Source organism: Paenibacillus sp. V4I3 (genome assembly GCF_030817215.1).
Taxonomy (GTDB): Bacteria; Bacillota; Bacilli; order Paenibacillales; family NBRC-103111; genus Paenibacillus_E.
In genome coordinates, this window is sequence record NZ_JAUSZA010000001.1 from 4,394,076 (window position 1) to 4,405,857 (window position 11,782).

An 11,782-nucleotide genomic window follows, 5' to 3' on the forward strand; every position below is an offset into this window, starting at 1 on the left:
AAGGTACAATAAGATTGAGGTATTTACTGACCAGGAGTGATTAGCATGAGTGATGAGATACGTAGAAATATGGCGTTATTCCCGATCGGGATCGTCATGAAGCTGACTGATTTAACCGCAAGACAAATTCGTTATTATGAGCAGCATGAACTTATTATTCCAGCTAGAACAGCTGGTAATCAACGTCTGTATTCGTTTAATGATGTAGAACGACTTCTTGAAATTAAAGATTTAATTGAAAAAGGTGTGAACATCGCTGGGATCAAGCAGGTTCTTATCCCTGTCGATAAAGATTCCGAAGATGCAACGATTTTGAATGAACACACAGAAGTTAAGCGTAAAGAATTAACCGACTCCCAACTGCACAAAATGCTTAAGCAGCAGTTGATTGGCGGAGGTAAACGCCCTGATCAGGTTTCCCTGATTCAAGGTCAGCTTTCCCGATTTTATAAATAGCATTACTTAATCGCTTGTAAATTGAGAGGAGACTGCACACGTGAGCTACAACAACAATTTTTCCAAAGAAGACATCTTACGCATTGCCAAAGAAGAAAATGTTCGGTTCATTCGTTTGCAATTTACAGACTTGATGGGAAGCATCAAGAACGTAGAAATTCCTTACAGCCAACTCGAAAAAGCGCTCGACAACAAAATGATGTTCGATGGTTCTTCCATTGAAGGTTATGTGCGTATTGAAGAGTCTGATATGTATTTGTATCCTGATTTGGATACATGGGTTATTTTCCCATGGGTAACCGAGAGCAAAGTGGCGCGTTTAATCTGCGATATTTATATGCCAGATGGCAGACCGTTCGCAGGTGATCCGCGTGCCATCTTGAAAAAAGCGTTGAAACAAGCCGAAGAGATGGGCTTTACGGCAATGAACGTAGGTCCGGAACCAGAATTCTTCTTGTTCAAAACGGATGAAAAAGGCAATCCAACAACGGAACTGAATGACCAAGGTGGTTATTTCGATTTGGCTCCGATGGATTTGGGCGAAAACTGTCGCCGCGATATCGTGTTGACGCTTGAAGAGATGGGCTTTGAAATTGAAGCATCCCACCACGAAGTAGCGCCAGGTCAACATGAAATCGACTTTAAATACGCAGATGCGATTAAAGCGGCTGACCAAATTCAAACCTTCAAGCTCGTCGTCAAAACCGTTGCTAGACAGCATGGTCTGCATGCGACCTTTATGCCTAAACCTTTGTTCGGCATGAACGGTTCCGGTATGCACTGTCACCAATCGTTATTCAAAGGTGATGTAAATGCTTTTTATGAAGAGAACGATAAATTAGGTTTAAGTAATGTGGCTAGACATTATATGGCGGGTGTACTTCGTCATGCACGTTCTTTTGCTGCGATTACGAACCCTACAGTTAACTCTTACAAACGTCTCGTACCTGGATATGAAGCGCCTGTATATGTAGCATGGTCGGCAAGTAACCGTAGTCCGATGATCCGTATTCCAGCGTCCCGTGGATTAAGCACTCGCGTTGAAGTTCGTAACCCGGATCCGGCTGCTAATCCATACTTGGCTCTTGCTGTTATGCTTGCTGCTGGACTGGATGGCATTAAGAACAAAATGCAGCTTCCTCCTCCTACAGATCGTAACATCTATGTTATGACCGAAGAGGAAAGAGAGAGCGATGGCATCCCAACTTTGCCATTGAACTTGAAACAAGCTTTGGACGAGCTGCTTCGCAATGATGTGATCTGCGATACACTTGGCGAACATGCTCTGGCTCATTTCTATGAACTTAAAGAAATCGAGTGGGATATGTACCGTACACAAGTTCACCAATGGGAAAGAGATCAATACCTATCCCTTTATTAATCGCTTAGTAAGTTGATATGGATGCAACAATTAGATACGAAAAGCCCGTCAGCCTTCAGGAATGTTTCTGAACTGATGGGCTTTTTCACGCGAAGGAGATCATAAGAATGATGGACAACTTTCAAATTAATTTGGAAAAGTATGCTGAACTTGTAGTCAAAGTAGGGGTTAATCTCCACAAAGGCCAGGATCTGATGATAGAGTCACCGATTGAATCCCTAGAATTGACTAGAATTATCATAAAGAAAGCCTATGAGGCGGGGGCGAATTTTGTCCAAGTGCACTGGCAGGATGATGTGATAACTCGAAGTAGATTCGATTATGCCAATGAGGAAGCGCTTGATTATTACCCAGAGTGGTATACGAGTATGTTAGAACGCTTTGTAGAAAACGGTGGAGCTTTACTGAATATCAAAGTGCCGGATCCTGATTTGTACGCGGGTATTGATGCAAGTCTGATTTCTAGAGCATCCAAAGCCATGGCTACGGCTAGATCAAAGTATCAACAATATGTGAGAACAAGCAAGTTCAGTTGGTGCTTAATCAAAGCGCCTACGGTGGCGTGGGCATCCAAAGTGTATGCTGATTTGCCTGAAGAACAGCGGATCGATGCGATGTGGGAGGCCATTTTCCGGATAAACCGCGTTTATGAAGATGATCCGGTAGCGGCTTGGCGAGTTCATATGGATCAATTGAAGCGCGTTCGCAGCGTGTTGAATGAGAAGCAATACGAGGCACTTCAATATCGAGCGGCAGGAACAGATTTGCGCGTTGAACTGCCGGAGGGCCACATTTGGCTTGGCGGTGATACGGAGAACGCAAGTGGAATACGATTCGTAGCAAATATGCCGACCGAGGAAGTTTTCACAATGCCTAAGCGAACAGGAGTTCATGGGACTGTGTCAAGCACCAAGCCATTGAATGTGAATGGGGCGCTTGTGGATCAGTTTTCGTTCAAGTTTGAGGACGGGAAAGTTGTGGATTATCAGGCAGAAGTCGGCTATGAGCATCTAACTAGGTTGCTAGATATGGATGAGGGCGCCCGGTATTTGGGAGAAGTTGCTCTCGTACCTTTTGATTCGCCGATCTCTAATCTTGACCGCATTTTCTACAATACGGGCATCGATGAGAATGCATCCTGCCATCTGGCCTTAGGCAGCTGCTACCCGATCAATTTGCAGGATGGCGTATCTTTATCAAGCGAAGAGCTAAAAACTCGAGGTGGGAACACCAGTTTGATTCATGTTGATTTCATGATCGGGACGACTGATCTTGAGATCGATGGTATCCGTGGTGATGGTACCGTTGAACCTATTTTCCGTCGTGGAAATTGGGCGCTTGCATTTTAGTTGATAAATTAGCTGGTTTTTTAGCTTGATTTCTAAGGTGGAAGTTCTTATGGGTTTATTAAAGGGCATAGAGAACAGATAGAAGATGGATGACGGAAGATAGAAGATAGAAGACAAAATTCGTGTTTCTATTGGAATAATCCAATGGAATTGACTTTTAGGCCGCCAAATCCCTACTATCACTGGATTAATCCAATGGAAGTAGCAGGCAGAATGCGAAATTCATAAAGTGGGAGCTGAATTTTCCAAATATGACTTTTGGGACAGCCCCATTCCTTTAAACTGAAGTAAGTAGGGGCCGATTATTGCCTAATAGAAGCCAATAGAAACTTCTAAAAGCGCAAAATGCGATCCAAATGACGTAATAGCAGTCTATTAAGACTCTTATCTGAATCCAGCTCGGCTTCTTGGTTAAGACGGGATTAGAGGTTATACTATAAACTTTGAAAATCTATACTTGGATCAGATGCTCATCTATGCTTTAAGTTTACCCATTTGATCCGTAGCTTCATACGACCAAGGCTGTTTACATCGAAAAGAACCGAGGGACTATTGTCCTCTCGGTTCTTTCTCATTGGTATTGTATATAGAATAAGGGCTGTAGGGCTATTACATATCCCGGAACAAACCAATGACGCGGCCAAGAATCGTAACATGTTTCAAAAGGATAGGCTGCAAAGCTGAGTTCTCCGGTTGAAGTCGAATGTGATCCTTTTCCTTGTAAAAGCGTTTCACCGTTGCTTCATCATCTTCCGTCATTGCTACAACAATGTCTCCGTTATTCGCGGTTTGCTGTTGCTTAACGATGACATAGTCGCCATTATGAATACCGGCTTCGATCATACTGTCACCCATAACGCTAAGCATGAACACATTGTTATCTCCTACCATGCTGACAGGAAGAGGGAAGTAGTCTTCTATGTTCTCTGTTGCTGTAATAGGCACACCGGCAGTTACTTTACCAACGAGAGGCACGCGAGCTACAGAAACCGCAAAATGCGTTTCAGCACCGTCAAGTCCTAGAATTTCAATAGCACGAGGCTTTGTAGGATCTCGACGAATCATACCTTTCTTCTCAAGACGCTCCAAATGACCATGTACGGTAGAACTAGAAGCTAGTCCAACAGCTTCGCCGATTTCTCTAACGGAAGGCGGGTACCCCTTATCTTTCACTTCATTCTTAATGAATTCCAATATAGCTTGTTGACGCTGCGAAATCTTACTCAATAGTTATCACTCCAATACTGGGAATCATTACCCAAAGTATAACATAGAACCCGAGTTCGTACAAACATAAGTTCGAGAAAAGGGTTGACTCAAACATGTGTTCGTGTTATTCTAATACCAGAACAAATGTTTGGGAGATGATTACTCATGTATATGACTTATTCAAACACTAACACAACACACACACCTCATAGATCTGCTAGCACATCCAAAGGGATGACATTTAATTCTAGTTATACAAAAGCGATTGTTCGCTTCATTTTATTAGCAGTTATTCTTGGTACAGTGTTTTCATTCGGTGCTATTGTTCAAGCCTATGCAGGGGATGGGGCTGCAAACGCAACAACCCCAGTTTCCGTGATGCCTACTAACATTACTTCGAAAGCAGTCGTACAAGCTCAAATCGTTATTCAACGAGGAGACACACTCTGGGATGTTGCTTCCACACATAAAAAAAGAGATGAGAACGTTCGTTCCTATATGCATAAATTAAAGACAATCAATCATTTAACCACCAGCTCCTTAAAAGAAGGACAGGTTTTATTGCTTCCTTAATTTCACCATGCTTTTTTAATAGACTCTAAATACGATGAGGCTTGGACATGTTCCTATGCCTCTTTTTGTTGTCTCTTGACATTCCTTAATAGGGATGGCAAAGTAGTACTCATATTGAATTTTTGACTGGGAGGATCATTATGAGTGACAACATGGAACAGAATATCGAACGTATTAATGAGCTTGCTCGTAAAGCGAAAACAGTTGGCTTAACAGATGCGGAAATCGATGAACGCAATGAACTCAGAAAGAAGTATATTGAAGCATTCCGTGGCAATCTTAAAGTTCAACTTGATTCCATCAAGTTTACGGACGAAGAGTAATTGCTGCTCACATAGATACAACTTTCAAAAGGGGAAATGAATGATGACGTTGAAAGCCGTACTTTTTGATTTAGATGATACGCTGCTGTGGGATGATCGCAGTGTGCAGGAAGCTTTCGAAGCGACATGTGCTGAAGCTGCAAAACACGTTGCCGTGAATCCCGAGGAATTGGAAGCTTCTGTTCGCAAAGAAGCGCGTTCTTTATATGAATCTTTTGAAACCTTTGCATTTACCAAAATGATTGGTATTAATCCCTTCGAAGGCTTATGGGCAAATTTCACACAAGGTGAGAATGAGAACTTTCGTAAGCTTGAGAAACTAGCGCCAGGATATCGTACTGAGTCTTGGACAAGAGGGCTTGCGGCGTTGGGGATAGAGGATCGTGAGCTCGGGTATAAGCTTGGAGAACTATTTCCAGCAGAACGCCGACGCCGTCCTTACGTATATGAGGAAACGTTCCGAGTATTGGACGCTTTGAAAGGCAGCTATCAATTGTTGTTGTTAACGAATGGCTCGCCAGATCTGCAAAAGGAAAAATTAGCAGGTGTTCCAAATATCGCACCATACTTTGATCATATTGTGATCTCCGGCGAATTTGGTGTAGGTAAGCCAGCGACATCTATATTTAACCATGCGCTGGGACTACTTGGGATAGAAGCAGAGGAAGGAATTATGATCGGAGATAAGTTGACAACCGATATCCTTGGTTCTGGCACCGTAGGTATGCGCAACATTTGGATTAATCATCATGGGCTTCAAAGTGGAGATGAAATTGTTCCTGTATATGAGGTTTCCCGTCTTCAGGATATTTTGCCGATTATTTCAAATGGATAACATACAATAAATAAAAACCCAACGGCTTCTTAGGACGTTAAGTCCAGCGCTGTTGGGTTTTTGTTCTCATATAAAATATTAGGCTTTAATAAATTCGGGATCATCAATGTTATAAGCAACCCAGCCATCTTTTTCAATGAAGAGACGAACTGCAACGATTTCACGATTATCCATTAGTGTGAAGAAATGGTTCGTGTTCTCAGGAACTGAGATAACATCGCCTGGTTCAAGTTCAACGTCAAAATAGCCAACTTCGCTTTCGGATTTGATAATGAAAATACCACGTCCAGAAACGATGGCACGAATTTCATCTTCCGTATGTGTGTGCACCTGTTCGAATTTCTTCAGGAGCTCTTCGATGTTAGGCGTTGAATCGGAAAGCGCGATAACATCCCAAATTTCATAACCGCGTCTAGCAGCCAAATCACGAATTTCTTCTTCATAAGTACTAATAATTTCAGCTTTTTCTTCATCACTTAGAATGAATTTCTCACGCAGTGTTTCCGGAAGCTTGTTAGCGTCCCAGTGTTCATAAACAACATTTTGACTATCCAAGAAGGCTTTGACTTGCTCTTGGCCTTCAATACGTTCATTGGTATTGCGAATTCTTATTTGTGCCATACTGCATCCCTCTTTCAAAGAAAATATACTTGTATTATAGTGGAAATGTAGCCAGCTGTCGATGGTTGAACATAAGGATTTCCGATAAAGCCTATAGGTAAAAGTGATAATTCAAATTCTTTTCATAGAAGCCGGATTCTGTTACACTAAACCATAACATAATTTGTCGTTTTTTTTATTCTCTATTGCTTTAGGATAAGTTGAAAGGGAGTCATGCAATGACCAAAACACCGATACAAGAGCAGCTTAAAAAGAAGATCATGATCCTAGATGGTGCCATGGGTACAATGATTCAGCAAGAGAACTTAACCGCTGATGATTTCGGAAGCGATGATCTAGACGGGTGTAATGAAATTCTATGTGTAACACGTCCGGACGTTATCCGCAAAATTCATGAAGCTTACTTCGCCGCGGGCGCTGATATGATAGAAACGAATACATTCGGGACTACGAGTGTGGTATTAGCTGAATATGATTTGCAAGACCGTCATCGCGAGTTAAATCTTGCTGCAGCTAAAATTGCCATCGAGGCAGCGAATAAATATTCGACACCTGAGTGGCCTCGTTATGTTATCGGAGCCATGGGTCCTACGACCAAAACGTTGTCGGTAACCGGTGGAGTAACATTCGCTCAACTAGAGGAGAGCTATTACGAGCAAGCGTTAGCTCTCGTTGAAGCGGGGGTGGATGCACTTCTTTTGGAAACTTCTCAAGACACTCTGAACGTAAAAGCAGGCAGTATCGGAATTCGCAGAGCGTATGAAACATTGGGTGTTGAACTTCCGATAATGATCTCGGGTACCATTGAACCGATGGGCACAACGCTAGCCGGTCAAAATATTGAATCCTTCTATATTTCTTTGGAACATTTGAAGCCTATTTCAATGGGTTTGAACTGTGCTACAGGCCCTGAATTTATGAGGGATCATATCCGAACGTTGTCTGATATTGCTGGAACAGCGATTAGTTGTTATCCGAATGCCGGTTTGCCGGACGAGAACGGACATTACCACGAGTCTCCCGAATCTTTGGCTAAAAAGATGGCCGGATTTGCTGAGCAAGGCTGGCTCAATATTGCCGGGGGCTGTTGTGGGACAACGCCAGAACATATTCGTGCAATGGCCGAGACATTATCTCAGTATAAGCCAAGAACGCAATATGGTACGCATTTACCTGCTGTCTCAGGGATTGAAACGTTATTTATCGAGCCAGAAAATCGTCCTATCATGGTTGGCGAGCGGACCAATATTTCAGGTTCACGAAAATTCAAACGCCTGATTAAAGAAGGGAAGTTTGAAGAGGGCTCTGAAATTGCACGTAATCAAGTTAAGAACGGCGCTCATGTTATTGATATTAACCTGCAGGATACTGACATTGACGAGGCTTATGCTGTTGAAGAGTTCATGCAGCAGGTTGTGAAGAAAGTCAAAGTTCCGTTAATGATTGACTCGACCTATGACCACATCATTGAGCTTGGACTTAAGTACTCCCAAGGTAAGGCGATCATTAACTCCATTAACTTGGAGGATGGCGAAACGAAGTTCGAAGGGATTTTACCTTTAATCAAACGTTACGGGGCTGCCGTTGTTTGTATTCTCATTGATGAACGAGGCCAAGCCGTTTCGCGTGAAGCGAAGATCGAAGTGGCGACGCGGTCCTACGAGCTTTTGACAGAGAAGTATGGCATGAATCCTGAGGATATTATATTTGATCCGAATATGTTCCCAGTAGGCTCTGGGGATCCGCAGTATATCGGTTCCGCCGTAGAGACGATTGAGGGCATCAAGCTGATTAAAGCTAAATATCCTGCAGCAAAAACGATTCTTGGCTTAAGTAATATCTCTTTCGGTTTACCTGACGCTGGGCGTGAAGTACTGAATTCCGTCTATTTGTATCACTGTACGAAGGCAGGCCTAGATTATGCTATTGTGAATACAGAGAAACTGGAGCGTTACGCTTCCATCCCGGATACAGAACGCCAATTAGCTGAAGAGCTTATTTACAATACGAATGATGAGACATTGGCAAAGTTCGTTGCCCATTTCCGTGAGAAAAAAGTGGAGAAGAAAGAGAAGATTTCGAATCTGTCTCTGGAAGAAAGACTTGGCTCTTATGTCGTGGAGGGGACCAAGGAAGGGCTCATCCCTGATTTGGAAATTGCCTTACAGACTTATTCGCCGCTTGAAGTCATCAACGGACCGCTCATGAAGGGGATGGAGGAAGTTGGACGCCTCTTTAATGGCAATGAACTGATTGTGGCTGAGGTTTTACAAAGTGCGGAAGTGATGAAGGCTTCAGTTAATTACCTGGAACCATTCATGGAGAAATCCGAAACAGCGGTTAAGGGGAAAATTATTCTAGCAACCGTTAAAGGTGATGTCCACGATATCGGTAAAAATCTGGTCGAAATTATCCTATCGAACAATGGTTATAAAATCATTAATCTTGGGATTAAAGTACCTCCGGAACAAATTATTGAAGCTTACCGAAGAGAAAAGCCGGATGCAATTGGTTTATCAGGCTTGCTCGTGAAATCTGCGCAGCAAATGGTCATAACCGCGCAGGATTTACGCACGGCTGGTGTGGATGTGCCGATTCTGGTTGGTGGGGCTGCACTAACACGTAAATTCACCAAAACGCGTATTCAGCCTGAATACGAGGGTGTTGTCCTGTACGCGAAGGATGCGATGGACGGTTTAGATATTGCGAACCGATTAAGTGATCCTGAGCAGCGCAAGCGACTCATTCAGGAGCTGAGAGAGAGCCTGGAATCCGATGTTATGGATACCGGTAAGAAGGAAGAGAAAATGCCGGAGCTCACACGCGTGAGTTCGTCTGCTGTTTCCAAGGATCTTCCTGTGCAAGTGCCGCAGGATACAGAACGCCATATCATGAGGGATTACCCGATTAGCCATCTGATGCCTTATGTCAACATGCAGATGCTGCTTGGACATCATCTTGGATTGAAAGGTAAAGTAGAGCAGCTGCTGAGCGACAAAGATACGAAAGCCCTTCAGTTGAGAGATACAGTGGATTCAATTCTATATGCTGCTCAGCATAATGGGATTATCAAAGCCCACGGGATGTACCGTTTCTTCCCAGCACAATCCAGCGGCAACGATGTCATCGTGTATGACCCGCAGGATCACAGTAAAGTGCTAGAGACCTTCACTTTCCCGCGTCAGGATAAAGAACCATATCTTTGTTTATCCGATTACCTAAAGTCAGTAGAAAGCGGACAAATGGATTACGTCGGTTTCTTACTTGTTACGGCAGGGCATGATATAAATGAATTGGCTAAAGAATGGCGGGATAAAGGGGATTATTTGAAATCCCATGCCCTTCAGGCCACGGCACTTGAAATGGCTGAAGGATTTGCCGAGCGGATTCATCACATCATGCGAGATGTATGGGGGATAGCTGATCGAGTAGATATGACAATGCAGGAGAGATTTGGGGCTAAATATGTCGGACAACGGTTCTCCTTCGGTTACCCGGCATGTCCGAATCTCGAGGACCAAGCGAAATTGTTCAACTTGCTGAAGCCAGAGGATATAGGCGTAGAGTTAACGGAGTCATTTATGATGGAGCCGGAAGCATCAGTTTCAGCGATCGTGTTTGCCCATAAGGAAGCTCGTTACTTCAACGTAGGATAGAAAGCTTATGTATAAAGCGAGGCAGCTTATACGAACTACATGGTTCGTCGGCGTCCTCGCTTTACATTTTGGCATCGTGATTTTAGATAGAATGGAGTTTAGATCGTGGACTTGTATTTTTTGGGTACGGGGGCGGGTATGCCCTCCAAACAACGAAATGTCACCTCAATAGCATTAAACTTGCTTGATGAACGTGGAACCTATTGGCTGTTCGACTGTGGAGAAGGGACGCAACAGCAGATTCTGAATTCTCCAGTGAAATTGGGACGAACGGAGATGCTTTTCATCACGCATCTGCATGGGGACCATTTGTACGGTCTACCTGGTTTGTTAACGAGTCGTTCCTATTTAGGAGGAGATACACCTCTTACGCTATATGGACCGCGGGGTCTGAAGAGCTTTGTTGAGACGGCCCTCTCAGTAAGCGGGGCTCATTTAACGTATACGCTGCAAATCGTGGAAATTGAGGAAGAAGGTCTGATTTTCGAAGATGAAACCTTCCAAGTCGAGACGGCACGACTAGAGCATCGCATTGAATGCTTCGGTTTCAGAGTGATAGAGAAAGATCAACCCGGCAAGCTTATGCAGGAAAAACTAACGGAACTCGGCATCCCGGCGGGTCCGCTTTATGGTAAATTGAAGCAAGGCCAATCCGTCCAGTTGGAGGATGGTCGTACGCTTCATGGGACTGATTTTCTAGGCGCTCCAATACCGGGGCGCATCGTCGTTATTCTTGGTGACACGCGCTACTGCAGCGGGGCTCAGCACTTGGCAAGAGGCGCTGATGTGCTTGTGCACGAGGCCACATTCGCCATGGACAAGCAGGAGCTTGCGTATTCGTTTGATCATGCCACTTCGATCGACGCGGCAAGAACTGCGCAGGAAGCGGGAGCGAATGCGCTGATCATGACTCATATTAGCTCGCGATATCAGGGGGATGCCGTAATGGAGCTTTTGCAAGAGGCTCAAAAGATTCACATCAATAGCTACATAGCTAAGGATTTCTGGGGCTTTGACGTGCCGCGCAAAGGGTAAAAAAAGAAAAGCCACACCCGAATTTTGGAAGTGGCTTCTCGCTTTTATTATCTGTTCGATTCGTCTTTTTTCTCCTCGATGAAGCCGCTAATGCTTTCTTTACGGCGTTCATTCTTGGATTCGATGCTCTGTTTTTCCTCGGCAGTTATTTCATCTGCATGTTCGTCCAAGTAGTCCTCAGCTTCGCGCAAATTAGCCATCGTATGGTCGATGGCGTTCTGCAAACGGGCTGGATTATCTTCACGATTGTCTGGCTTTGCCATAGTATTTCTTCCCTCCCTTTGAGGCGATAGATTGACATCCTGTTATACGATTCCACAAGGTGAATAAGATTATTCACTGTT

The 11,782-nt window shown here is 43.9% G+C and carries 11 protein-coding genes; 8 read left to right on the plus strand and 3 right to left on the minus strand.

Annotation, left to right across the window (positions count from 1 at the left end; translation table 11 throughout):
* The first annotated feature begins 45 nt into the window (after positions 1-45).
* From QFZ77_RS20030 to QFZ77_RS20040, 3 genes are all read left to right on the plus strand, one after another.
* On the plus strand, positions 46-456 hold the full coding sequence (locus QFZ77_RS20030) for a MerR family transcriptional regulator (RefSeq protein ID WP_047676992.1): 411 nt from the start codon (positions 46-48) through the stop codon (positions 454-456).
* 40 nt (positions 457-496) lie between these two features.
* The gene (gene glnA, locus QFZ77_RS20035) at positions 497-1,837 is read left to right on the plus strand and encodes a type I glutamate--ammonia ligase (RefSeq protein ID WP_047676993.1); all 1,341 of its coding nucleotides are present in this window, start codon (positions 497-499) and stop codon (positions 1,835-1,837) included.
* 110 nt (positions 1,838-1,947) lie between these two features.
* Positions 1,948-3,186 (plus strand): aminopeptidase, encoded by a 1,239-nt coding sequence (locus tag QFZ77_RS20040; protein ID WP_307449664.1) that lies wholly within the window; start codon positions 1,948-1,950, stop codon positions 3,184-3,186.
* Between the two features lie 609 nt (positions 3,187-3,795).
* Here QFZ77_RS20040 and lexA read toward each other — a convergent pair.
* A complete protein-coding gene (gene lexA / locus QFZ77_RS20045) occupies positions 3,796-4,413 on the minus strand; it encodes a transcriptional repressor LexA (protein WP_047676998.1) in 618 nt (205 codons plus the stop codon).
* Positions 4,414-4,560: 147 nt separating this feature from the next.
* Between lexA and QFZ77_RS20050 the strand changes: the two genes are divergently transcribed.
* The 3 genes from QFZ77_RS20050 to QFZ77_RS20060 all read left to right on the plus strand — a co-directional run bounded on the left by QFZ77_RS20050 (position 4,561) and on the right by QFZ77_RS20060 (position 6,126).
* On the plus strand, positions 4,561-4,968 hold the full coding sequence (locus QFZ77_RS20050) for a LysM peptidoglycan-binding domain-containing protein (protein ID WP_307442120.1): 408 nt from the start codon (positions 4,561-4,563) through the stop codon (positions 4,966-4,968).
* A 140-nt stretch (positions 4,969-5,108) separates the two neighbouring features.
* On the plus strand, positions 5,109-5,291 hold the full coding sequence (locus QFZ77_RS20055) for a DUF896 domain-containing protein (protein ID WP_047677001.1): 183 nt from the start codon (positions 5,109-5,111) through the stop codon (positions 5,289-5,291).
* A 43-nt stretch (positions 5,292-5,334) separates the two neighbouring features.
* On the plus strand, positions 5,335-6,126 hold the full coding sequence (locus QFZ77_RS20060; RefSeq protein WP_307449667.1) for an HAD family hydrolase: 792 nt from the start codon (positions 5,335-5,337) through the stop codon (positions 6,124-6,126).
* A gap of 78 nt (positions 6,127-6,204) precedes the next feature.
* Here the strand turns inward: QFZ77_RS20060 and QFZ77_RS20065 are convergent, their stop codons facing one another.
* On the minus strand, positions 6,205-6,747 hold the full coding sequence (locus QFZ77_RS20065) for a 1,2-dihydroxy-3-keto-5-methylthiopentene dioxygenase (protein ID WP_307442121.1): 543 nt from the start codon (positions 6,745-6,747) through the stop codon (positions 6,205-6,207).
* Between the two features lie 218 nt (positions 6,748-6,965).
* Between QFZ77_RS20065 and metH the strand changes: the two genes are divergently transcribed.
* Together metH and rnz are read left to right on the plus strand one after the other, a co-directional pair.
* The gene (gene metH, locus QFZ77_RS20070) at positions 6,966-10,403 is read left to right on the plus strand and encodes a methionine synthase (RefSeq protein ID WP_307442122.1); all 3,438 of its coding nucleotides are present in this window, start codon (positions 6,966-6,968) and stop codon (positions 10,401-10,403) included.
* A 105-nt stretch (positions 10,404-10,508) separates the two neighbouring features.
* Positions 10,509-11,438 carry a ribonuclease Z gene (rnz, locus tag QFZ77_RS20075; protein ID WP_307442124.1) on the plus strand — a complete coding sequence of 310 codons (930 nt, stop codon included), beginning with the start codon at positions 10,509-10,511 and terminating at the stop codon, positions 11,436-11,438.
* A gap of 47 nt (positions 11,439-11,485) precedes the next feature.
* Here the strand turns inward: rnz and tlp are convergent, their stop codons facing one another.
* Positions 11,486-11,701 (minus strand): small acid-soluble spore protein Tlp, encoded by a 216-nt coding sequence (gene tlp / locus QFZ77_RS20080; RefSeq protein WP_307442126.1) that lies wholly within the window; start codon positions 11,699-11,701, stop codon positions 11,486-11,488.
* Positions 11,702-11,782: the final 81 nt, after the last annotated feature.

Coding starts and splice junctions, on each gene's coding strand:
- QFZ77_RS20030 (WP_047676992.1), top strand. CDS start 46: ATGAGTGATGAGATACGTAGAAATATGGCGTTATTCCCGATCGGGATC.
- QFZ77_RS20040 (WP_307449664.1), top strand. CDS start 1,948: ATGGACAACTTTCAAATTAATTTGGAAAAGTATGCTGAACTTGTAGTC.
- QFZ77_RS20050 (WP_307442120.1), top strand. CDS start 4,561: ATGTATATGACTTATTCAAACACTAACACAACACACACACCTCATAGA.
- QFZ77_RS20055 (WP_047677001.1), top strand. CDS start 5,109: ATGAGTGACAACATGGAACAGAATATCGAACGTATTAATGAGCTTGCT.
- QFZ77_RS20060 (WP_307449667.1), top strand. CDS start 5,335: ATGACGTTGAAAGCCGTACTTTTTGATTTAGATGATACGCTGCTGTGG.
- QFZ77_RS20065 (WP_307442121.1), bottom strand. CDS start 6,747: ATGGCACAAATAAGAATTCGCAATACCAATGAACGTATTGAAGGCCAA.
- metH (WP_307442122.1), top strand. CDS start 6,966: ATGACCAAAACACCGATACAAGAGCAGCTTAAAAAGAAGATCATGATC.
- tlp (WP_307442126.1), bottom strand. CDS start 11,701: ATGGCAAAGCCAGACAATCGTGAAGATAATCCAGCCCGTTTGCAGAAC.